This window comes from Nonomuraea sp. C10 (genome assembly GCF_008017515.1).
GTDB lineage: Bacteria > Actinomycetota > Actinomycetes > Streptosporangiales > Streptosporangiaceae > Nonomuraea > Nonomuraea ferruginea.
On the sequence record NZ_VPFF01000001.1, the window covers coordinates 1,583,671 to 1,604,448 of the forward strand.

The 20,778-nt window shown below is 71.7% G+C and carries 22 protein-coding genes and 1 pseudogene; 14 read left to right on the plus strand and 9 right to left on the minus strand.

From position 1 onward, the window contains the following. The first annotated feature begins 64 nt into the window (after positions 1-64). The gene (locus FR742_RS07195; protein ID WP_148030214.1) at positions 65-523 is read left to right on the plus strand and encodes a MarR family winged helix-turn-helix transcriptional regulator; all 459 of its coding nucleotides are present in this window, start codon (positions 65-67) and stop codon (positions 521-523) included. 3 nt (positions 524-526) lie between these two features. Here the strand turns inward: FR742_RS07195 and FR742_RS07200 are convergent, their stop codons facing one another. After that, positions 527-1,093 (minus strand): dihydrofolate reductase family protein, encoded by a 567-nt coding sequence (locus tag FR742_RS07200; RefSeq protein ID WP_148030215.1) that lies wholly within the window; start codon positions 1,091-1,093, stop codon positions 527-529. An 82-nt stretch (positions 1,094-1,175) separates the two neighbouring features. On the opposite strand from FR742_RS07200, the gene FR742_RS07205 reads away from it, so the two are divergent. The 4 genes from FR742_RS07205 to FR742_RS07220 all read left to right on the plus strand — a co-directional run bounded on the left by FR742_RS07205 (position 1,176) and on the right by FR742_RS07220 (position 3,909). Further along, positions 1,176-1,847 (plus strand): helix-turn-helix domain-containing protein, encoded by a 672-nt coding sequence (locus FR742_RS07205; RefSeq protein WP_148030216.1) that lies wholly within the window; start codon positions 1,176-1,178, stop codon positions 1,845-1,847. A gap of 78 nt (positions 1,848-1,925) precedes the next feature. Continuing rightward, on the plus strand, positions 1,926-2,471 hold the full coding sequence (locus FR742_RS07210) for a GNAT family N-acetyltransferase (protein WP_148030217.1): 546 nt from the start codon (positions 1,926-1,928) through the stop codon (positions 2,469-2,471). Positions 2,472-2,551: 80 nt separating this feature from the next. Further along, positions 2,552-3,448, plus strand: coding sequence for an alpha/beta fold hydrolase (locus tag FR742_RS07215; RefSeq protein ID WP_148030218.1), 897 nt, complete (start codon positions 2,552-2,554; stop codon positions 3,446-3,448). Beyond that, complete coding sequence (locus FR742_RS07220; protein ID WP_148030219.1) at positions 3,445-3,909, plus strand: GbsR/MarR family transcriptional regulator; 465 nt, start codon at positions 3,445-3,447, stop codon at positions 3,907-3,909. Before FR742_RS07215 ends, FR742_RS07220 begins: the two co-directional genes overlap by 4 nt. A gap of 3 nt (positions 3,910-3,912) precedes the next feature. On the opposite strand, the gene FR742_RS07225 is transcribed toward FR742_RS07220, so the two are convergent. Next, complete coding sequence (locus tag FR742_RS07225; RefSeq protein WP_148030220.1) at positions 3,913-4,503, minus strand: TetR/AcrR family transcriptional regulator; 591 nt, start codon at positions 4,501-4,503, stop codon at positions 3,913-3,915. Between the two features lie 43 nt (positions 4,504-4,546). Here FR742_RS07225 and FR742_RS07230 point away from each other — a divergent pair, with 43 nt between their 5' ends. Continuing rightward, entirely contained in the window at positions 4,547-5,737 is a 1,191-nt protein-coding gene (locus tag FR742_RS07230; protein WP_148030221.1) for a macrolide family glycosyltransferase, read from the plus strand. A gap of 82 nt (positions 5,738-5,819) precedes the next feature. Here the strand turns inward: FR742_RS07230 and FR742_RS07235 are convergent, their stop codons facing one another. Next, positions 5,820-6,371, minus strand: a complete 552-nt coding sequence (locus FR742_RS07235; RefSeq protein ID WP_222708869.1) for a hypothetical protein — start codon at positions 6,369-6,371, stop codon at positions 5,820-5,822. 521 nt (positions 6,372-6,892) lie between these two features. Between FR742_RS07235 and FR742_RS44385 the strand changes: the two genes are divergently transcribed. The 3 genes from FR742_RS44385 (at position 6,893) to FR742_RS07255 (ending at position 10,579) form a co-directional block, all read left to right on the plus strand. Continuing rightward, positions 6,893-8,680, plus strand: a complete 1,788-nt coding sequence (locus FR742_RS44385; protein WP_187281031.1) for a hypothetical protein — start codon at positions 6,893-6,895, stop codon at positions 8,678-8,680. A 220-nt stretch (positions 8,681-8,900) separates the two neighbouring features. Further along, positions 8,901-10,025, plus strand: a complete 1,125-nt coding sequence (locus tag FR742_RS07250; protein ID WP_148030222.1) for a sensor histidine kinase — start codon at positions 8,901-8,903, stop codon at positions 10,023-10,025. Between the two features lie 101 nt (positions 10,026-10,126). Next, the gene (locus FR742_RS07255; RefSeq protein WP_148030223.1) at positions 10,127-10,579 is read left to right on the plus strand and encodes a VOC family protein; all 453 of its coding nucleotides are present in this window, start codon (positions 10,127-10,129) and stop codon (positions 10,577-10,579) included. A gap of 42 nt (positions 10,580-10,621) precedes the next feature. Here the strand turns inward: FR742_RS07255 and FR742_RS07260 are convergent, their stop codons facing one another. Beyond that, a complete protein-coding gene (locus tag FR742_RS07260) occupies positions 10,622-10,945 on the minus strand; it encodes a putative quinol monooxygenase (protein ID WP_148030224.1) in 324 nt (107 codons plus the stop codon). A 57-nt stretch (positions 10,946-11,002) separates the two neighbouring features. Further along, positions 11,003-11,575: a hypothetical protein gene (locus FR742_RS07265; RefSeq protein WP_148030225.1), complete on the minus strand. Its 573-nt coding sequence runs from the start codon at positions 11,573-11,575 to the stop codon at positions 11,003-11,005. Between the two features lie 203 nt (positions 11,576-11,778). On the opposite strand from FR742_RS07265, the gene FR742_RS07270 reads away from it, so the two are divergent. After that, positions 11,779-12,354: an HD family hydrolase gene (locus FR742_RS07270; protein WP_148030226.1), complete on the plus strand. Its 576-nt coding sequence runs from the start codon at positions 11,779-11,781 to the stop codon at positions 12,352-12,354. 282 nt (positions 12,355-12,636) lie between these two features. Beyond that, positions 12,637-14,580, plus strand: a pseudogene (locus tag FR742_RS46360) (GTP-binding protein); the annotation flags it as partial. An 87-nt stretch (positions 14,581-14,667) separates the two neighbouring features. Here FR742_RS46360 and FR742_RS07280 read toward each other — a convergent pair. Then, positions 14,668-15,816: a DUF418 domain-containing protein gene (locus FR742_RS07280; protein ID WP_148030227.1), complete on the minus strand. Its 1,149-nt coding sequence runs from the start codon at positions 15,814-15,816 to the stop codon at positions 14,668-14,670. Between the two features lie 235 nt (positions 15,817-16,051). Between FR742_RS07280 and FR742_RS07285 the strand changes: the two genes are divergently transcribed. Then, positions 16,052-16,522, plus strand: a complete 471-nt coding sequence (locus FR742_RS07285; protein ID WP_148030228.1) for a GNAT family N-acetyltransferase — start codon at positions 16,052-16,054, stop codon at positions 16,520-16,522. On the opposite strand, the gene FR742_RS07290 is transcribed toward FR742_RS07285, so the two are convergent. Further along, entirely contained in the window at positions 16,523-17,170 is a 648-nt protein-coding gene (locus FR742_RS07290) for a TetR/AcrR family transcriptional regulator (RefSeq protein WP_261808391.1), read from the minus strand. An 86-nt stretch (positions 17,171-17,256) separates the two neighbouring features. Between FR742_RS07290 and FR742_RS07295 the strand changes: the two genes are divergently transcribed. Further along, positions 17,257-18,234, plus strand: a complete 978-nt coding sequence (locus FR742_RS07295) for an NAD(P)-dependent alcohol dehydrogenase (protein WP_148034392.1) — start codon at positions 17,257-17,259, stop codon at positions 18,232-18,234. A gap of 65 nt (positions 18,235-18,299) precedes the next feature. Here the strand turns inward: FR742_RS07295 and FR742_RS07300 are convergent, their stop codons facing one another. Then, positions 18,300-18,554: a hypothetical protein gene (locus tag FR742_RS07300; RefSeq protein WP_261808392.1), complete on the minus strand. Its 255-nt coding sequence runs from the start codon at positions 18,552-18,554 to the stop codon at positions 18,300-18,302. A 38-nt stretch (positions 18,555-18,592) separates the two neighbouring features. Beyond that, positions 18,593-19,567 (minus strand): YafY family protein, encoded by a 975-nt coding sequence (locus FR742_RS07305; protein ID WP_187281033.1) that lies wholly within the window; start codon positions 19,565-19,567, stop codon positions 18,593-18,595. Between the two features lie 61 nt (positions 19,568-19,628). Between FR742_RS07305 and FR742_RS07315 the strand changes: the two genes are divergently transcribed. After that, on the plus strand, positions 19,629-20,741 hold the full coding sequence (locus FR742_RS07315) for an epoxide hydrolase family protein (RefSeq protein ID WP_148030230.1): 1,113 nt from the start codon (positions 19,629-19,631) through the stop codon (positions 20,739-20,741). Positions 20,742-20,778 lie beyond the last annotated feature (37 nt).

Sequence of the window (20,778 nt, forward strand, 5' to 3'; positions counted from 1 at the left end):
GGTGCCTCCGCAGGATGATATCGTTGGTTCGATCAGCGAAATGTACGATATCAGAAAGTTTCGAATGTCGAAGAATAGCGTCATCGGAGAGATCGCCATGGAGCTCCGGCGGTTGCAGCGGAGCTTCGACGCCTTCGACGAGGCGGCCGCCGACAGGCTCGGGCTCAACCGCACCGACCTGCGCTGCCTCGACGTGGTGCTGGCCGGCGGCCCGCTGCCCGCGGGTCGGCTCAGCGCCGCGCTGAAGCTCAGCCCGGCCGCCACCACCACGGTCATCGATCGGCTGGAGCGGGCGGGCATGGTGTCGCGTGCGCCCGATCCGGGCAACCGCCGCCGCGTCCTGGTCGCCGCGACCGACGCCGCCCGCTCGGCCGAGGCGGAGATCTTCGTCCCGGTCGGCCGGGCGGGCGCCCAGGCGCTGCAGAAGTACGGGCCTGACGAGTTGGCCGTCATCCTCGATTTCCTGCGTACCGCCCGCGAGGTCCAGGAGGAGCAGGCCGCCCGGGTCAGAACCTCGTCCTGAGCCTCAGGCCCGGGGGATGTCCTTGCCCGTGGGCCGATACTCGCTCAGCAGGATCCGGCCGTCCAGAACGCGGTGGCCGGCCAGTTCGAGGTCGGCGGACGTGATGCCGGCGAACGCCGGGTCGCGGCCCGCGTCGCCCGCGAACAGCGGGAAGGTCATCAACCGGAGCCGGTCGACCAGACCCGCGCTGACGAGCTGACGGGCCAGCGACAGGCTCCCCATCGTGCGGAGCGGCACCGCGCTCCCGGCCTTCAGCCGCCGGATCTCGTGCGCCAGGTCGCCCCGGAGAATCCTGGTGTTCGGCCAGGCGACCCGGGTCAAGGTCGTGGAGAACACGACCTTGTCCAGCCCGGTCAGCCGCTGCCACGACGCGTCCTTGGCCTCCTCGGGAAGCCCCGCCAGCGCCTCGTAGGTGCGGCGGCCCATCACGACCAGCTGTGGCGCGTCGCTCTCCGCGTTGATCCACTCCTCGAGCTCGGGCCCGAAGTAGCCGAAGTATCCGGGCAGCCCATCACTTCCCGCCCATCCGTCGACCGACAGGAAGATGTCGACGATCAGGTCACTGGTCATGGTCCGCTCCTCTGTCCGGGGTAGCTACTTGCAAAAGTGAAGCATGCTTGTAGAAGTGAAGTCAACGACCTAGGATGTGCTCGTGCGTACTCGCGAATACGGCCAGTACTGCGGCCTGGCCCGCGCCGCGGAAGTCCTCGGGCAGCGCTGGACCTTGCTGATCCTCCGCGACCTGCTGGTGGGGCCGCGGCGATACTCCGACCTCGCGGCGGGCCTTCCCGGCATACCGACCAACATCCTTGCCACGCGACTGAAGGAGCTCGAAGGCGACGGGCTGGTGACCAGGGAGCTGCAGGGCGGGCAGGGCCGATCGGTCGTCTACCGGGCGACTCCGCGGGCCGGGGAGCTCGCGCCGGCCCTGGACGCGCTCGGCCGCTGGGGCGCCGCCGCGATGCGCGATCCGCACGAGGGCGAGGTGGTCACCGAGGCCGCCCTGGTGGCCGGGCTCAGGGTCGCCGCGGGCGGGGGAGAGGCTCCGCCGGAGGGGCGGAGCCGGGTGTACGTCGTGAGGTCGGGCGAGGCGGTCGCGTGCGCGACGGTCCGCGACGGCACGGTCACGGTCGAGGCCGGCGGGCATCCCGATCCCGACCTGGTCGTCGTCGCCGGGCCGGGCTTCCGCGACCTGCTCGCGGGCGTGCTCGACGCCGGCGCGGCCGTCGCGTCCGGGGCGGTGACGCTCAGCGGGGACGCCGCGCTGCTCGCCGAGTTCTCGGCGACGTTCCGCGTCCCCTACACCGACGCCGTCGCCACCTGACGCGGGGCCCGTCCGGCCCGGCGACATCGACAGGGCGCGACGGTAGATTGGCGCCAGGAGAACCGGTACGGAGGATCGATGTCGCAGGTCGAGGTCCGGTTGCTGCCCGCTGCCGCCGGTGGCGACGCGGCGCTCGTCGGTGAGCTGACCGAGCTGGTCAACCGCGTCTACACCGCCTCGGAAGAGGGATTGTGGGCCCGCGAGGTCTCCCGTACGAGCGCGGAGGAGATGGCGGAGCTGATCCGCGCCGGGGAGATCGCGGTGGCCTGGCTGGACGGCCGGGTCGTGGGCGGCGTCCGGGTGCGGCGGCTGGAGGGCGGGGAGGCCGAGTTCGGGATGCTGGCCACCGATCCCGCTTACCGGGGCGCCGGCATCGGGTCGCGGCTGGTGGGGTTCGCCGAGCAGCTGGGCCGTGAGCGGGGCGCGGAGGTCATGCAGCTGGAGCTGCTGGCGCCACGGGAGTGGACGCATCCCTTCAAGGAGTACCTGAACGAGTGGTACACCCGGATCGGCTACCGGGTCGTGCGCGTCGGCTCCCTGGAGGAGAGTCACCCCGACCTCGCGCCGCATCTGGCCGGTTCCTGTGACTTCCGCATCTACCACAAGGATCTCCGCCCGTCCTGACGGCGGCGATCGCGCCGCGATGCCGGCCCTGATGATGCCAGTCATTGCAGTCATTACTGCAATGACTGTACGGTGGAGGCATGGTTGGTGAGAGCGTCCACATCCCTCAGCCCGAAGGCAGCCTGCGCGTCATCGTGCGCGGCGACACCGGTCCTCCCGTGCTCCTGCTCAGCGGCGCCGGCAACGACAACGCGCTGCTGAGCTGGCGGCACGCGATCCCGGCTCTCGCCGCGGAGCACCGGGTCCTCGCCCTCGACTGGCCCAAGCAGGGCGAAAGCAAGCCGTGGCAGGGCTTCGCGGGCCACGACCGGATGATCGAGTGCGTCACCGCCGTGCTCGACCACTTCGGCCTGCGGCAGGCGGCGCTCGTCGGCCTGTCCCAGGGCGGCGCCATCGCGCTGGCGTACACGATCAGGCATCCGGAGCGGGTGTCGCGGCTCGTCGCGCTCGCGCCCGCGGGCGTGATCTCGTTCCCGCCCGTCGTCCACCAGATGCTCTGGCTCACCGCCAAGTCGCGCCTGCTCAACCGGACCATCCCGTCGCTCGTCTTCCGGAGCCGGGCCACCTGCGCGTGGTTCGCCAGGCGAGCCCTGTTCGCCGGGCCGGTCGCCGACTTCGAGGAGATCGTCGACGAGTACCACGCCGACGTCCTCGCCAACGGGGCCGGCTCCTCCGACTGGCAGAACGACTCGATCGGGTTCCGCCGGATGCGCGTCGACCTCCGGCCCGAGCTGCCCACGATCAGCTGCCCCACGCTGTTCATCCAGGGCAGCCACGACGCGGGCGTGCGGCCCCGGCACACCCGGGCCGCGGCCGGGCTCGTGCCCGGGGCGAGGTTCGAGCTCATCGAGGGCGCGGGCCACTGGTCCAACCGGCAGGAGCCCGAGCGGGTCAACGCCCTCATCACCGGCTTCCTGCGCGAATCACCGGCCGATGGGCGCGGGGACCCCGGCGAGAACACGACAATGAGACCATGACCGAGCCAACGGACGCCGAGCTCGACTTCGTCGACGACGTCGCGGCCTTCTTCGCCGCCGAGGGCCTGCCGCACATCGCCGGGCGGGTCATCGGGTGGCTGCTCATCTGCGACCCGCCGGAGCAGAGCGCCGCCCAGCTCGCGCAGGCGCTGCAGGTCAGCCGGAGCTCCATCAGCTCCACGACCCGCCTGCTCACGCCGAGCGGCCTGGTCGAGGGCGTGCGCAGGCGCGGCGACCGGCAGGAGTACTTCCGCATCGCCGCCGACGGCTGGAGCCGGATGCTCGCCAACCGCTACGCCAAGACCACGGCCTTCCGCCAGGTGACCGAACGCGGCCTCACCGTCCTGTCCGGCGCCGCGCCCGGACGCCGCGAGCGGCTGGCGAACGTCGCCGAGCTGTACCGCTTCCTGGAGAGCGAGCTCCCCGCCCTCTGGGACCGCTGGGAGCGGCGCCGGTCCTGACAGTCAGGGCAGGAGGCGGCCCACGTGGTAGCGGACGGCGGCCAGGGCCGCGTCCGGGTCCCGGAGGCCGAGCATGATCTCCGCCGTGAGGCCCTCGACCAGCGCCAGGAACACCACCGACTCGTGCCCGGGATCGAGGTCGCCCGCCGCCTGGCCGGTCCGCTGCGCCTCGCTGATCAGATCCGCCACCCGGTCGTGCAGCCAGGCCTGACCTTCCCGCAGCGCCTCGGCCAGCTCGGGCACGGCTCCGGCGCGGGCCCCGAACGCCTGCCCCGTCCGCCGCTCGGCCCTGCGGCGGTCGTCCAGCGGCAGCATCTCCGTCGCCATCGACACCAGGAAGCCCCGCACGTCCACGGACGCGAAGTCGACCCCGGCCGTGATCCGCGCCGTGACCTGCTCGCCCAGGTAGGCGACCACGTACCGGAGCATCTCGTCCTTGGTGCGCATGTAGTACTGCACCGCGCCGAGTGACATGCCCGCCTCCGCCGCCACGTCCCGCAGCGTGGCGGCGTCGAGACCGTCACGGCCCGCGATGCGCAGCACGGCCTCGGCGATGTGCCGGCGGCGCTCGTCGTGGTCGACCTTCTTCGGCACGGGCCCTCCCTTATTTCATACCCGTGTATTAACATACAGCAGTATGGGAACGTTGGCATTCTTCGCCCCGGCCGCCGCCGGCCACGTCAACCCCACTCTCGGCCTGGCCGCCGAGCTGGTGCGGCGGGGCCACCGCGTCACGTACGCCACCACGGAGGAGTACGCGCCCCGGGTCGCCGAGACCGGCGCCGAGGTCGTCCCGTTCACCTCGTCCTGGGAAGCGCTCAAGGGCCGGCCGGCGCCGCAGATGCACGGCCGGGAGTTCATCCGCGCCACCCGCATGCTTCTCGGCGAGACCAAGGCCGTGCTCGCCCAGCTCGGCGACGGCGAGCGCCCCGACCTGGTCGTCCACGACGGCCCGATGGCCTGGTGGGGCCGTGTCCTGGCCCACCGGTGGAACGTCCCGTCCGTGGAGACCTGGCCGAACCTGGTCGGCAACGAGCACTGGTCCATGCACCTCAAGTACACGACCTTCAACCCGCTCAGCCCCGGTTTCCTGGTCCTGTTCGCGCGCCTGGCCGCCTTCCTGCGCAGGGAAGGGCTGGGCGCCGACGTCCAGGGATTCATGCAGGGCTCGCGGGCGGAGCTCCGGCTGGTCATGCTGCCGCGAGCCTTCCAATACGCGGGCGAGACCTTCGGCCCCGGTTACCGCTTCGTCGGCCCCGCCCTGACCGGCCGCGCCTTCCAGGGTGACTGGCAGCCGCCGGACGACCTGCCCGTGGTCCTGGTCTCTCTCGGCACGGGGTACAACGACCGGCCCGATTTCTACCGTACGGTCCTGGAAGCGGCGGCCGGCCGCCCGTGGCGCGTCGTGCTCGCGACGGGCGCGGCGGACCCCGCCGGCCTGGGCCCGGTCCCGCCCAACGTCGAGGTGCACCGGCAGGTGCCGCAACTGGCGGTGCTGCGGCACGCCCGCGCCTTCGTCACCCACGCCGGGATGGGCGGCACCATGGAGGGCCTCCATCACGGCGTGCCCCTGGTGGCGGTGCCGCAGATGGCCGAGCAGCGCGCCAACGCCGACCGCATCGCCGAACTCGGCCTCGGCAAGACTCTCCCGCCCGGCCAGGTCACGGCCGGGACGCTGTGGCAGGCGGTCGAGGACGTGGCCTCGGACCCCCGCGTACGGGAGAGGCTCGACTGGATGCGCGGCGAGATCGAGGCGGCGGGCGGCGCCACCGCCGCCGCCGACGAGATCGAGAAGCTGATGCGCGCACCGGGAGACGGTGCTGGGTGAGGACCGGAGCCCGCCTCGTCCCGCACCCGCGGCTCGCGTTGGGCGTTCCTCCGCGGGCTACCGGGCCCCGGTGCCGGGGCGGCTAGCCGCGTGGCAGGGCGCGGAAGACCCGCTGCGCGTAGTAGGCGGAGCCGGCGAGCAGGAGCAGGCCGGAGAGGACCCCGCTGACGATCGGGACCCAGGCGACCGCCTCCGTCCACACCATGGCCAGGCCCGCGAGGCCGAGGACGGTGAGACCGGCGCCGGGGACGAGGATGCTGACCTCCCGCCACACCGGCCACAGGGCGACGAAGTGGATGCCGACCACGAGGGCGATCCAGGCCACGCCCGACTGCTCCGGCCAGCCGAGGGCGTCCAGCACGCGGAGGCCGCCGAACAGGGCCAGCGCTTCGAGTACGACGATCACCACGTACCTGCGGTTGAACATGCCGCCGGGCGCGCCGCCGGGTTCCGCGGCGCCGCCCCGGGTGCGGCGGCCGGCGAGGAACCACAGGACGACCACGCTCGCGAGCGCGAGCCCCGCGATGACGCGGAGCGCCGTACCGGCTGACGGGGGGAGGGGCGCGTTCGCGTTGATCGCCACGAAGACCATGCCGAACACGGCCCCGATCAACACTCCGCTCAGTCTCTGCACGGTCGTTGATCGTATCCAGATACATGCCCTCTTGAGACCATGCGACTGGATTGAGGAACGATGACCCGTTCTGTGCCCGTGGTGCCGCCCTCGGCGTCGCTCCTGGGAGGTCTGGCGGCGCCGGTCGGGAGACGGTTCGACTGCTCTCCAGAATCGGCGCAAATATGGACAAATGGGCGGCGTGGTAAATCGGTCTAAATGGGGATTTTTGTAGTTCGGCACTGGCTGGCCTGATTATCTTACATGGTAGTACTTTGCTGGTAGCTGGCAATATCGGCGGGTTCGGCCAGAGGGCCACGGGTATTTCCGTACAAGTCGTGCAGAGGCGAAGCGCCAAGAAAGTAATAGCAGAGCCCTAGACGTATACGGAAAGAAAAATGACCAGACCAAACACGCAAAAGACAAATCGCCGGAACGGCCTGCTGTGGGTAGCCGCGGCCACGGTCGCTCTCGCGGCTCCCCTGGCTTCGACGGGACCCGCGTACGCAGGCACGGCCGACTGGCCGGGCCCCAACAGCACCATGTCCGACCAGCGCAACGACCAGTGGCACGAGGACGACTCGGCCGAGGAGGCCTGGGAATCCCGCGACCACGAGGACGCCGGGCACCGCGAGGACTCCCCGAACTACGAGGACACCCGGCACCGCGAGGAAGCCCACGAGTCGGCGCACCACCCGCATTCCTGGAACCAAGAGGACGAGCCCGGCTACGAAGAGGCGGAATACCGCGAGGACGAGCCTGGCTACGAGGAGGCCGAATACCGCGAGGACGAGCCCGGCTACGAGGAGGCCGAATACCGCGAGGACGAGCCCGGCTACGAGGAGGCCGAATACCGCGAGGACGAGCCCGGCTACGAGGAAGCGGAATACCGCGAGGACGAGCCGGCCCACCACGAATCCTGGGGCCACGAGGACGCGCCGGAGTACGAGGACGCCTGGGGCCGTGAGGACGGGCCGGAGTACGAGGACGCCTCGTACCGCGAGGACGGGCCGGAGTACAGGGACGCCTGGAGCCGTGAGGACGGGCCGGAGCACGAGATCTCCTGGAACCGTGAGGACGAGCCCGAGTACAGGGACGCCTGGAGCCGTGAGGACGGGCCGGAGCACGAGATCTCCTGGAACCGTGAGGACGAGCCCGAGTACGAGGACGCCTGGAGCCGCGACGACGAGCCGAACTACGAGGAAGCCGCGAACCGCGAGGACGAGCCCGAGTACGACGAGTCGTGGGGCCGTGAGGACGAGCCGGAGTACGAGGACGCCTGGAGCCGCGAGGACGGGCCGGACCACGAGGACTCCTGGGACCGTCAGGGACCCGCGGACCGCGAGCCGATGATCGCCGAGGTCGCTGACCCGCAGGACCAGCCGGAGCCCAGCGACGCCGAGCCGGTGGGGACCCAGGCCGAGAACGAGGCCGAGAAGGCCGCCCGGCCCGAGGACCGGAGCGCCAACAACGCACAGGCCACCAACAACTACGTGTCGGTGATCCTCCCCAGCTACGGTGCGCTCTTCACCCCATGGCTGGCCACCGTGGACCAGTTGAACGCGGACAGACAGAACGCCTTCGGCCAGAACGCGTTCGGCCAGACCATGGAGGGCCTGTACGTCAAGGGTCCTGACGCTGAGGGCCAGGACGTCGAGGCTCAGGACGTCGAGGGCCAGGACGTCGAGGCTCAGGACGTGGAGGGCCAGGACGCTGAGGCTCAGGACGTGGAGGGTCCGGACGCTGAGGACCTGAACGTCGAGGGTCCCGACGCTGAGGGCCAGGACGTCGAGGCTCAGGACGTCGAGGGCCAGGACGTCGAGGGCCAGGACGCTGAGGCTCAGGACGTGGAGGGTCCGGACGCTGAGGACCTGAACGTCGAGGGTCCCGACGCTGAGGGCCAGGACGTCGAGGCTCAGGACGTCGAGGGCCAGGACGTCGAGGGCCAGGACGCTGAGGCTCAGGACGTGGAGGGTCCGGACGCTGAGGACCTGAACGTCGAGGGTCCCGACGCTGAGGACCTGAACGTCGAGGGTCCCGACGCTGAGGGCCAGGACGTCGAGGCTCAGGACGCCGAGGGCCAGGACGTCGAGGGCCAGGACGCCGAGGCTCAGGACGTCGAAGGTCAGGACGTGGATGGCCAGAAGCTGGACGGCCGGAGTGCCCACCAGCTGAGCGAGGACGGCCGGCTCTCGCTGGCGTCGCTCCTCGGTTTCTCGCCGGCCCAGCAGTTCTTCCTGCCGTACAGGAACATGCAGCAGACGGCGTGCGCGGTCGCGGGCGGCAACTCCCTGCCGGCCAGCTGCCCGTCCCTCGTCCACAGCGCGTAGCGGATCATCGCTGACGGAGCACCAACCCTCCAGCCCGGGCGGGCGCCGCGTTCAGCGCGGCGCCCGCCCGCAGGCGTTCCGGGCCGCCAGGACGAGGCAGGCGCCCGCGACGGCAGGTGTTCGGGTTGTCCCACATACGGGGAACCGCACGGACCGGAAACCGGACGACCGTTGCCCACCCGGCACGTGATCCGGTCCGGTCACAGGTCATACTTCCGGCATGGCGCCGCGTATCCCCTCCCCGGTCGACTGGCTCGTGGCGGGCGTCGTCGGGCTGTTCGCGGTGGCCGAAGAGATCGGCGAGCGCACCGCCGCCCCTGACAGGCAGGAGGCGGCGTGGTGGATCGCCGCCGGGGTCGCCGCGGCGGTGCTCGTGCTGTTCCGCAGGCGGGCGCCGTTCGGGGTGCTGTCCGCGTACACGATCGCGAACGTCGCCGGGTTCCTGCTGGTCGCGGACGTGGCGGCGGCGTGGCAGTACTACACGCAGCTGCTCCTGCTGTTCACGCTGCTGAGCGAGGTGCGCCCGCGTGACCGGCGGGCGGTGACGGGGCTGGCGATGACCGGCGTCTTCGTGGCGGCGATGCTGGCCGCGTCCTCGAACGCGCCCGGGTGGGGCGACGTCGCGGTGGCCGTGGTCATGACCACCGTCGCGGCCGGCGCGGGCATCGCGGTGCGCCGCTACCGGGCGCTGGCCGTGCGGGCGGCGGAGCGCGGCGAGCTGCTCGCCCGCGAGGCCGTCTCCGCCGAGCGCGCCCGCATCGCCCGCGAGCTGCACGACATCGTGGTCCACAGCGTGAGCGTGATGACCATGCGCACCGGCGGGGTCCGGCTCATGCTGGGGCAGGAGCGGGCGCCCGAGCGGGAGATCCTGGCCACCGTCGAGGCGACCGGCCGGGAGGCGGTGGAGGAGCTGCGGCTCATGCTCAACCTGCTGCGCGGGCCCGAGAGCGACGGGACCGTGCCGATCGCGGGGCTCGACCGGCTGGACGAACTGGTGGACCAGGTACGCGCCGCCGGCCTGACGGTGAAGACGGAGATCCACGGCGAACCGGTGCCGCTGCCGCCCGCGCTGGACCTGTCGGCCTACCGGATCCTGCAGGAGGCGCTGACGAACACGCTCAAGCACGCCGGGCCGGCCGACGTGACGGTGACGGTCGGCTACCGGCCGCGCGAGCTCACGCTGGAGGTGGTGGACCGGGGGCCGTCCGGCCCGCCGCCCCGGCCGGGTGAGAGCGGCTACGGGCTGGTCGGGATGCGCGAGCGGGTGGCGATGTTCGGCGGGACGCTCGCCGCGGGGCCGGTCCCGGAGGGCGGGTTCCGGGTGCGGGCGGTGCTGCCGGTGTGAGCGTCCCGGGCCGGAAAAACTTCTGGCGGCCGTGTCGATCCGGCGCGGAGGCGTTCGACGCGTCGGTGAGACGACGAACGGCACCCTGAAAGGACGCTGTCATGCAGAAGATCACCACCTACCTCTGGTTCGACCACCAGGCCGAGGAGGCCGCCACCTTCTACACCTCGCTCTTCGCCGGCTCCCGGGTGGTGGGGATCCAGCCGGGGCCGGACGGCGGGGCGATGATGGTCACGTTCGAGCTGGCGGGGCAGCGCTACCTGGCGCTCAACGGCGGCCCGGCCCACACCTTCAACGAGGCGATCTCGCTGCTCGTCGACTGCGAGTCGCAGGAGGAGGTCGACGAGCTGTGGGGCAGGCTCACCGAGGGCGGCGAGGAAGGTCGGTGCGGGTGGCTGAAGGACCGCTACGGCCTGTCCTGGCAGATCATCCCGAGGGAGCTGCCCGAGCTGCTGAGCCACCCCGACCCCGAGGTCGCGGGGAAGGTGGCGCAGGCGATGATGGGCATGAGCAAGATCGACGTGCGGGCGCTGCGCGACGCGGCCAAGTCCTGACCCTCGCGGGGCCGGCGGGCGAGCCGCCGGCCCCGCGCCGGGTCAGTCGACCGCCATCTCGCCCAGCAGCGACCAGTCGTCCTGCGGGATCGTGGTGTTGACGATCCGCGGCGTCTCGGCCAGGTGCGGCGGCAGGTCCTGCTGGGCCTTCCTGAAATGGTCCGACTGGACGTGCGCGGCGCCCGCGTCGGCGTCCTTGAACGCCTCCACCAGCACGTACTCGTTCGGGTCGTCCAGGCTGCGCGACCAGTCGAACCACAGGCAGCCGGGCTCGGCGCGGGTGGCCCGGGTGAACTCGGCGGTGACCTCGGCGAACCGGTCGGCGGACTCGGGCCGGACGCGGAACTTCGCGGTGATGAAGATCATTTGTTCTCTCTCGTTACGGTACGGGGTCCTCACCGATGGTAGGGCGGGCGAGCCTGATCAGCCCGGCTCGCGGGTGGCGTGCTCCGGCGGGACGGTCGGCTTCGGCGTCGGGCCGGACCGCTTGGGCGACGGGGTCGACGTGGGCGTCGGCGTGCCGGCCGGCGACGGCGGCAGACTGGCGAACCTGCCCTGCCGCGCCATCACGGGCACCGCCATCCGCACCGCGCCCGCGTCGCGGAACGTGAACGTCATCGGCACGTAGTTGCCGGGGATGCCGCTGGCCATGCCGATGGGCTGGTCGGGCCGGGTGGCGGCCTCGTAGGGGCGCAGTTCGACCGGCCCCACCAGCCGGACGGTCCCGCCGCCCTCCACGGTGACCCGCTCCAGCAGGTCGGGCCGGTCGCGGTTGCTGATCAGCACCGCGTACAGGGCCTGCTGGCCCGCGGGTGACGCGGTGGACATCTCGCCGAGCAGGAACGCGTCGCGTACGTGCACCCCCTGCACGTCGCCGTTCGCCCCGTCGTTCTGCGGGCGGTTCAGGCGGGCGGGGTCGTTCGGGTCGACCGAGCTGGAACAGCCGGTCGACGCCAGGACCAGTGCGGCGGCGCAGGCGAGCAGCCGCGCTGACATGCCAGTGGACATGATTGGCCGCTACCCGGGCCCTCCTCGGTGAACCGCGCCCCGGCACGATCATGACGGAAACCGGGGACAACCGGGAGCCGCCGCCTACCGCGCCGCCGCCGCCCCGCCGCGAGGTTTCGCGTCACGCCGGGACGGGCACGCGTCGTCTACGCTCGGCTCACGAGCCGGACCGAGGTTGAGGGGGAATCTCCGTGACTGGCGAACTCGCGGGAGTGGCGGGGCTGCTGTACGAGTTCGGGCTGCTCAAACGCTACAAACGCACCGGCTGGCTGGTGGCCGGGGTGCGCGATCCGGAGAGCATCGCCGACCACTCCTTCCGCACCGCCGTCATCGCCGGGATGATCGCCAAGCTGGAGGGCGGCAACCCGGAACGGGCCGCGTTCATGAGTCTCTTCCACGACACGCAGGAGACCCGCATCACCGACATCCCGTACATCGGCAAGCGCTACCTCAAGCCCGCCTCCAACGAGGAGGTCACGGCCGACCAGACGCGCGGCCTGCCCGGCGAGGTGGCGGAGATGGTGAGCGGCGCGGTCCGTGAGTACGAGGAGAAGGACAGCCTGGAGGCGGTGTGCGCGCGTGACGCCGACAAGCTGGAGTGCCTGATCCAGGCGGTCGAGTATCGCGAGCAGGGCAACCAGAACGTGCAGCCGTGGATCGACAGCTCGCTGGCCGCGCTCAGGACCGTCACCGGCAAGCGCCTGGCGGAAGAGGCGCTGCGCACCGGCACGCTGAAGTGGATCACACCGGTGCTCAACGGCGACTGATCACGGCACGCGAAAGGCCCCGGTCCTTGCTCACTGACCGGGGCCCTGTCGCGCTTGATCTCCCAGGATCTCCATGACACTTCATATCACGAAATTTCTCCGTACGAGTCAGAATGCGGGATATGAGGTGAAACTCCCGAAATTAAATCGGTTGTGATCGCGCGCGCCGGTCTGCTGAGCTGAGCGGCGGAACGGCATCCCGCGAGCGAGGAGCAGAAATGCGAGCAACTTTCATGTCCACCCAGCTGAAGACTTCCTTCTACGCACAGGACATGACGCTCCGTGAGAACACTCAACCTCGGGATCCTCGCGCATGTCGACGCCGGTAAGACGAGCCTGACCGAGCGGCTGCTGCACGCCGCCGGGGTCATCGACGAGCTCGGCAGCGTCGACCAGGGCAGCACCCGCACCGACACCCTCGCGCTCGAACGCCGGCGCGGCATCACGATCAGATCCGCCGTCGTCTCCTTCCCCATCGGCGACGTGACGGTCAACCTCATCGACACGCCTGGCCACCCCGACTTCATCGCCGAGGTCGAGCGCGTGCTGGACGTGCTCGACGGCGCCGTTCTGGTGGTCTCCGCCGTCGAGGGCGTGCAGGCCCAGACGCGCGTGCTCATGCGTACGCTGCGGCGGCTCGGCATCCCCGCGCTGATCTTCGTCAACAAGATCGACCGGCGCGGCGCCGCGTACGGTGAGGTGCTGGACGCGGTCAGGGCCCGGCTGGCCCCGTCGGGCGTCGCCATGTCGGCCGTCACCGGCCTCGGCACCCGCGCCGCCGCCGCCACCCCCGCCGCCGACCCGCGCCTGGCCGAGCTGCTCGCCGACCACGACGAGACCCTGCTCGCCGCGTACGTGGACGACCGGCCCATCACGGACCGGCGGCTGCGCCAGGCGCTCACCCGGCAGGCGCGCGACGGTCTGGCGCATCCGGTGTTCTTCGGCTCGGCCATCACCGGGGCGGGCGTGCCCGCGCTCATGGACGGCATCCGCGACCTGCTGCCCGCCGCCGAAGGCGACGCGTCGGGGCCGCCGTCCGGCGCCGTGTTCAAGGTCGAGCGCGGGCCCGCGGGGGAGCGCCTCGCCTACGTCCGCATGTTCTCGGGCACGCTCCGGGTCCGCGACACCGTTCCCGGCCACGGCAAGGTGACGGCGATCGGGGTGTTCGACCGCGGCACCGCCGTCCGCGCGGACGCGGTCGGCGCCGGTCGGATCGGCCTGCTGTCGGGGCTCGGCGGCATCCGCGTCGGCGACTACATCGGCGACCAGTTCGCCGATCAGCACGCCGACCACGCCGCCGACCACGCCGCCGACCACGCCGCCGACCACGTCATCGATCACGTCATCGATCACCACGCCGATCGTGTCGCCGATCGCGTCGGCATTCGCGTCGGACCGGCTCGCGGCCGGGTGCGCCGACACTTCGCGCCGCCGTCGCTGGAGACCGTCGTCACGCCCGTCCGGGCCGCCGACCGGGGTGCCCTGCACGCCGCGCTCACCCAGCTCGCCGAGCAGGACCCGCTGATCGGCCTGCGGCAGGACGACGTCCGGCAGGAGACCTACGTCTCCCTGTACGGGGAGGTGCAGAAGGAGGTCATCCAGCAGACGCTGGCCGAGGAGTTCGGGCTGGAGGTGACGTTCGAGGAGACCACCACGATCTGCGTCGAACGCCCGGCCGGCACCGGCGCGGCGGCCGAGTTCATCGCCCAGGGCGGCAACCCGTTCCTCGGCACGGTCGGGCTGCGCGTCGAACCCGGGCCGATCGGGTCGGGGGTGACGTTCCGGCTGGCGGTCGAGCTGGGGTCGATGCCGTACACGTTCATGCGCGCCGTCGAGGAGACGGCGCGGCAGACGCTCCAGCAGGGACTGCACGGCTGGGAGGTGATCGACTGCGCTGTCACCCTCACCCACACCGGCTACTGGGCGCGGCAGAGCCACTCCCACGGCGTGTTCGACAAGAGCATGTCCAGCACCGCCGGCGACTTCCGCAACCTGACGCCGCTGGTGCTGATGGACGCGCTGAAGCAGGCCGGCACCCGCGTGCACGAGCCGCTGCACCGCTTCCACCTGGAGATCCCCGCCGACCTGCTGGGCGGAGTGCTGCCGGTGCTGTCGCGGCTGCGCGCCGTCCCGACGGGCTCGCGGCCGCACGGCGACACGTACCGGATCGAGGGGACGGTGCCGGCGGCGCTGGTGCACGGGCTGGAGCGGGCGCTGCCGTCGCTGACCCGCGGCGAAGGCGTCCTGGAGACCGCCTTCGACCGCTACCAGCCGCAACCGGAAGGAGTACCTGCTGCACGTGGTGCGCATGGTCTAGGCGGACCCGGAGCGCGCGGGGGCCGGCGCCGACCGCCACGGCAGCTGGTACGCCCACTGCCACGCGGCCTCGATCGGCCCCCGGCTGAACCGCCGCAGCCAGAGCGTGGACAGGGCCATGAACAGCGCGCAGATGGCCAGCCACGCCACCGGCACCCACCAGGGCCGCAGCCAGTCGAGCCGGGCGGCCAGCCCGAGCCCCCAGCCGTAGCAGAGGGCCGAGGCGACCACGTTCTGGAAGACGTAGCAGCTCAGAGCGGTCCTGCCCACGTTGGACAGGCCGCGGCGCAGCGGCCCCGGCGCGGCGTCCCGGCGCACCAGCGAGGTGATCAGGGCGAGCAGGCCCAGCGCCACCAGGGGCGGCAGCAGGTACCGGTCCACCAGGAACCAGCCGGGGCCGGCGAACGTGGTGACCAGGTTGAGCGGCAGCCCTGCGCCCAGGCCGATCGCCATGAGCCTGCGCCGCAGCGCCGCGCCGCGCTCGGTGCCGTCGAACACGCCCGCCCGCAGCAGCCGGGCCCCCAGCAGGAACAGCACGACGCCCAGCGGCACGATGAACACCGCCTCCGCCCGGTACACCCCGGCCAGCTCGATCCGGGACGCCACCTGGTCCAGGTAGGACCCCTCGGTGAACAGCGAACCCGGCGAGGATCCGGCCAGGGAGGCTCCGCTGTAGAGGAGCGCGGCCGTGGCCAGCCCCACGAACAGCACGAACAGCGACCCGACGGCCGCCATCCAGGCGGTCACCACCCGGTCGCTCCGCCCGATCAGGTACGCGACCACGATCGCGGTCACCCCGTACCCCATGAGCACGTCGTACTCGAAGACCAGCACGTAGTGCAGCAGCCCCTCGGCGAACAGCAGCGCCGCCCGCCACAGGTAGCGCCCCGGCCAGCGCAGCCCGCGCCGCCGGGCCGAGCGGTACTGCAGCTCCAGCCCGACGCCGAACAGCAGGGTCAGCAGCGCCAGGAACTTGCCGTTGGCGAGGAAGCGCAGGAACGACTCCAGCGCCCCCGCCTGCCCCAGCGCCCCCGCCAGATCGGCGGGCCCGCCCGGGCTGGTGAAGATCCAGATGTTCGTGCCCAGCGTGCCCGCGATCGCCGCGCCCCTGAGCACGTCCAGTGCTTCGATCCTGTTGCCTGTCACCTTTCCACGATGCCGTCGCCCAGCGGGGAGAAGGTCCTCACATGGGCTGATCTCGGATACATCGATGGATGTATCCGGGGCAGCCGTCAGGCATGAGACTCGGGAACTGGGACATCCGGCCGGCCGGCGGCGGGCTGGGCTGCCTGATCATGATCATCGTGTCGGTCGTGCTGTCGGTGCTGCTGACGCTGCTCCTGAATCTGCTGCTCTAGTGGATATGTCCTAATCTGTGTGCGTGATTCGCTCTGCCACCCCTGCCGACGTGCCCGCCATCCACCAGCTGATCCGTGAGCTGGCCGCATACGAGAAGTCGCTCGACGAGGTCGAGGCCACCGAGGAGCAGCTGCGCCAGGCGCTGTTCGGCCCCGAGCCCAAGGTGTTCGCCCACATGGCCGAGAACGACGACGGCGAGGTGGCCGGCTTCGCCATGTGGTTCCTCAGCTTCTCCACCTGGACGGGCACCCACGGCCTCTACCTGGAGGACATCTTCGTGCGCCCCCAGCATCGGGGCGGCGGCCACGGCAAGGCTCTCATGACCGAGCTGGCCCGGATCTGCCTCGAGCGCGGGTACGGGCGCTTCGAATGGTCCGTGCTCGACTGGAACGAACCAACGATCAACTTCTACAAGTCCATCGGCGCCATCCCCTGCGACGAGTGGATCCGCTACCGGCTCAGCGGCGACGCCCTGGAGCGGTTCGGCAAGTAGCTACCGGCCCGTGGACGGCGAGGCGTACAGGCTGTCGAGGCCGAGCGGGGGCGGGGGCGGCAGCGGTCCAGCGCGGTCGGCCTGGAAGGCCTGGAGCTGGTAGGCGACGAAGCGGCGGGAGGCGGCCGCCGCGGCCTCGGACGACTCGGTGACGATGCCGTTGTTGGCCAGGAGCAGCAGCACGAGGTCGGCCAGGTCGAAGTCGGGACGCAGCCGTCCGGCGGCCTTGGCGCGACGGGTGAGCTCGACGAAGCCCCGCTCGGCGCGGGCGCGTTTGTCCTCGTAGTCCAGGGCCTCGGGGAACGCGGTCAGGAACGCGGCGGTGAATCCCCGGTCGGCGGCCTGCATGGCGCAGAGCGTCTCGATGACCGTGCGGAAGGCGCGCCACGGGTCGGGGTCCTCCAGGGCGTCGTCGACGGTCGAGGCGCAGGCGGAGAGCTGGTCGGCGAACACCTCCGCGACCAGCGACTCGCGGGTGGGGAAGCGCCGGTAGAGGGTCGCGACGCCGACCCCGGCGCGGCGCGCGATCGCCGCCGTCGGCACGTCGAGCCCGCGGGCGGCGAACGCCTCGCGGGCCGCCTGGAGGATGCGGTCGCGGTTGTGCCGCGCGTCGGCGCGCAGCGTTATCCGAGAGGAACGGGCAGGCACTCTTCTCACATTAGCGCCAAGTGGAGCACCCCCTCCGGTTGCGGCCTAGGGTCGGGCCTGACACCCGAGGAGGACCAGTGAGCGAGATGCGCGCCGCCCGTTACGACAGGTACGGGCCCCCGGAAGTGCTGTACGAGGCCACGGTGCCGAAACCGGTCGCCGGGCCGGGCGAGGTGCTGGTGCGGGTGCACGCCAGCAGCGTCAACGGGGGCGAACTTGCGGCCCGCGCCGGACGGCTCCGCCCGCTGACCGGCCTGATGAGCCGGGGCTTCCCGAAGACCCTCGGCATGGACTTCGCCGGAGAGGTCGCCGCCCTGGGCTCGCCCATGCGCGGCCTCGCGGTGGGCGACCGGGTGTGGGGCGGAGGCCGGGCGATCAGCTCCGCTGCGGCCGAGTACGTCGTCGTCCGCCCGCGCCACCTGGCCCTCGCGCCCGCCGGGACGGACCTGGTCGAGGCCGCCTCCCTGCCCGGCGTGGGCACGACCGCGATCACCGCGCTGCGCGACCGGGCCGGGCTCAGGGCGGGGGAGCGGCTGCTGGTGCGCGGCGCGAGCGGCGGCGTCGGCAGCGTCGCCGTCCAGCTCGGCCGGGCGTACGGCGCGCACGTCACGGGGCTGGCCAGGAAGGGCAACCTCGACTTCGTACGGGACCTCGGCGCCGGCGAAGCCGTCGACTACGCGACCACGAGCCCCGGCGACCTCGGCCGGTTCGACGTGATCCTCGACACCGCCGGCACCGCCCTGAGCGCCTACCGCCGGCTCCTCGCACCCGGCGGACGCATGGTGACGATCAGCTTCGACCTCGGCCGCCTCGTCCCGTCCCTGGCCTCCATCCTGGTCTCCACCGTGTACGGCTCGCGACGCGTACGGTTCTTCAGCGGGAACCCCACCCACGAGCTCTTCGCCGACCTGACGCGGCTCGTGGAGATCGGGGCGATCCGGCCGGTGGTGGACACCGTCCATCCGCTGGCGGACATCGCCGGGGCGCACCGCGCGCTGGAAGCCGGCGGCGTCCGCGGGAAAGTGGTCGTCCGGACCCTGGGCACGGCCGGCTCCCAGACCTGAACCACGAGCCGGGGCGGGACGCGAGAAGGCCCGCAGACCTGGCGGGCTGCGGGCCTTCTCGGAAGTCACATGCCGGTGCCCGCGTGCACCCGTTCCGGCTGGCGGCCGGTCTGGCCGTACATCTCCTCCGGCCCCTCACCCAGCTCGCGGTGCGTCTCCTCGATGCGGAGCGCCACGCCCATGGCGAAGAACGTGGGCGCCCACTCGCCGATGAAGATCCCCCAGCGGTCGGCGCGATCCAGATCCGCGCCTTCGTAGTTCTTCGACATCATCCAGCTGGCCAGGGCCAGGCCGACGGAGCCGATTCCTGCCAGATACATGTGATTTGACTTGATGCCCATCTTGTGGAGCATTTTGATCATGATGTCCCCCCTTGCTGTGAATGCTGTTCCCCTGTCCCGAGCGCCGTAACCTCGGCCCGCGCCGAGAGGGTGCGCAGGGCTTCCAGCAGCTCAGGGGGGTCGTCGACGGTGAAATCGGCGTCGAGGGCGAGGATGTGCAGCGCCAGCCGCATCGGGGTCTCGCCGCCCGCGTGCACCACGCACGTACGGTCTCCGGCGCTCTCGACGAGCACCGATTCCGGCAGGTGCGGGGCGATGACGGAGGCCGGGGCATGCACCGTGACCCGCGCCCGGTGCCGCATCAGCGCCGTGTCGACCCCCTTCGGCACCATCGACGCGGGCGGCGCCTCCCGGGGGGTGAAGCGCGGGCCGCCGGGCGTCCGCAGCGCGAGCCGGTCGACCCTGAAGGTGCGCCAGTCGTCCCGCTCCACGTCCCAGCCGATCAGGTACCACCGCCGCCCGGTGTGCACCAGCCGGTACGGTTCCACGTCCCGCATTCGTACGGACCCGTCGTGCGTCCGGTAGTCGAACCGCAGCCGGAGCCGGTCGCGGCAGGCGGTGGCGACGGCGGTCAGCGTCTCGGCGGGGACGGCCGGCCCGCCCGGCGCCAGGGACACGGTGGCCGCGTGCAGCGCCCGGATCCGGCGGCGCAGCCGGTCGGGCAGCACCTGCTCCAGCTTGGCCAGGGCGCGCAGGGACGTCTCCTCGATGCCCTCCACCGCACCGGCGGTGCGCAGCCCCACCGCGACCGCCACCGCCTCCTCGTCGTCCAGCAGCAGCGGCGGCAGCTCGGCCCCGGCGCCCAGCCGGTAACCCCCGGCCACCCCGGGCGTGGCGTGGACCGGATAGCCGAGGCCGCGCAGCTTGCCGATGTCGTAGCGGACGGTCCGGGGGCTCACCTGGAGGCGTTCGGCCAGCTCGGCGCCGGTCCAGGCGGGCCGGGTCTGCAGGAGCGACAGCAGGCGCAGCAGCCGCGCGGAGGTTTCCGGCATTTGCCGATTTTCCCGGAAAAAGCGGCAAAAAGCTTGCCACAATCCCTGGGACGGTACATCTATGACCATCAGGGAGTTCCACCTCGACATCCCCCAGGCCGACCTCGACGACCTGCGCGAGCGGCTGAGCCGGACCCGTTACCCCGTACAGACCCCGGGCGCCGGCAGCGAGCGCGGCGTCACCGTGGCGGAGCTGCGCGAGCTGGCCGGCTACTGGGCCACCGGCTACGACTGGCGGGCGCACGAGGCCGAGCTCAACGCCCACCCGCAGTACGTCACCGAGATCGACGGCCAGGACATCCACTTCCTGCACGTGCGCTCGCCCGAGCCGGACGCCACCCCGCTGATCCTCACCCACGGCTGGCCGGGCTCGGTCGTCGAGTTCCTCGACGTGATCGGGCCGCTGACCGACCCGGAGGCGCACGGCGGCGACCCGGCCGACGCCTTCCACCTGGTCATCCCGTCCGTCCCGGGCTTCGGACCCTCCGCCCCGCTGCGCGGCACCGGCTGGACGCTCGGCCGGATCGCCCGGGCCTGGGCCACGCTGATGGCCAGGCTCGGGTACGAGCGGTACGGGGCGCAGGGCGGCGACTGGGGGTCAGGGATCTCCCGCGAGCTGGGGCTGACCGACGCCGAGCACGTGATCGGCGTGCACGTGAACTACCTCATGACGTTCCCGTCGGGCGACCTGGGCGAGGTGAGCGAATCCGACAAGGCGCGGCTCGCCAAGCTGGAGGAGTTCACCGGGGACATGGGCGGCTACATGGCGATCCAGTCGAGCCGGCCGCACACGCTCGGGTTCGGGCTGGCCGACTCGCCGGCGGGGCAGCTCGCCTGGATCGCGGAGAAGTTCCGCGAATGGACCGACCGGCCGGTGGACCGGGACCGGCTGCTCACCAACGTCAGCCTCTACTGGCTGACGAACACGGCCGACTCGGCGGCGCAGATCTACTGGGAGTTCTCCCACGCCTGGTCCATGCCGCAGTCGTCGCCCACCCCGCTCGGCGTCGCGGTGTTCCCGCACGACATCGTGCTGCCGATCAGGAGGCTGGCCGAGCGGACGGACAAGGTGGTGCACTGGACCGAGTTCGAGACCGGCGGCCACTTCGCCGCGATGGAGGAGCCGGAGCTGCTGGTCCGCGACATCCGGGCCTTCTTCAGGAGCGTTCGTTAACGGCGTGTTTCCGGCGTGACGCTTGTGTATCGCCTGT

Excerpts from the sequence above, each read along its gene's own strand:
- FR742_RS07195 (WP_148030214.1), top strand. The coding sequence starts at position 65 with ATGTCGAAGAATAGCGTCATCGGAGAGATCGCCATGGAGCTCCGGCGG.
- FR742_RS07200 (WP_148030215.1), bottom strand. The coding sequence starts at position 1,093 with ATGACCAGTGACCTGATCGTCGACATCTTCCTGTCGGTCGACGGATGG.
- FR742_RS07210 (WP_148030217.1), top strand. The coding sequence starts at position 1,926 with ATGTCGCAGGTCGAGGTCCGGTTGCTGCCCGCTGCCGCCGGTGGCGAC.
- FR742_RS07215 (WP_148030218.1), top strand. The coding sequence starts at position 2,552 with ATGGTTGGTGAGAGCGTCCACATCCCTCAGCCCGAAGGCAGCCTGCGC.
- FR742_RS07220 (WP_148030219.1), top strand. The coding sequence starts at position 3,445 with ATGACCGAGCCAACGGACGCCGAGCTCGACTTCGTCGACGACGTCGCG.
- FR742_RS07230 (WP_148030221.1), top strand. The coding sequence starts at position 4,547 with ATGGGAACGTTGGCATTCTTCGCCCCGGCCGCCGCCGGCCACGTCAAC.
- FR742_RS44385 (WP_187281031.1), top strand. The coding sequence starts at position 6,893 with ATGTCCGACCAGCGCAACGACCAGTGGCACGAGGACGACTCGGCCGAG.
- FR742_RS07250 (WP_148030222.1), top strand. The coding sequence starts at position 8,901 with ATGGCGCCGCGTATCCCCTCCCCGGTCGACTGGCTCGTGGCGGGCGTC.
- FR742_RS07255 (WP_148030223.1), top strand. The coding sequence starts at position 10,127 with ATGCAGAAGATCACCACCTACCTCTGGTTCGACCACCAGGCCGAGGAG.
- FR742_RS07260 (WP_148030224.1), bottom strand. The coding sequence starts at position 10,945 with ATGATCTTCATCACCGCGAAGTTCCGCGTCCGGCCCGAGTCCGCCGAC.
- FR742_RS07265 (WP_148030225.1), bottom strand. The coding sequence starts at position 11,575 with ATGTCAGCGCGGCTGCTCGCCTGCGCCGCCGCACTGGTCCTGGCGTCG.
- FR742_RS07295 (WP_148034392.1), top strand. The coding sequence starts at position 17,257 with ATGCGCGCCGCCCGTTACGACAGGTACGGGCCCCCGGAAGTGCTGTAC.
- FR742_RS07300 (WP_261808392.1), bottom strand. The coding sequence starts at position 18,554 with ATGTATCTGGCAGGAATCGGCTCCGTCGGCCTGGCCCTGGCCAGCTGG.
- FR742_RS07305 (WP_187281033.1), bottom strand. The coding sequence starts at position 19,567 with ATGCCGGAAACCTCCGCGCGGCTGCTGCGCCTGCTGTCGCTCCTGCAG.
- FR742_RS07315 (WP_148030230.1), top strand. The coding sequence starts at position 19,629 with ATGACCATCAGGGAGTTCCACCTCGACATCCCCCAGGCCGACCTCGAC.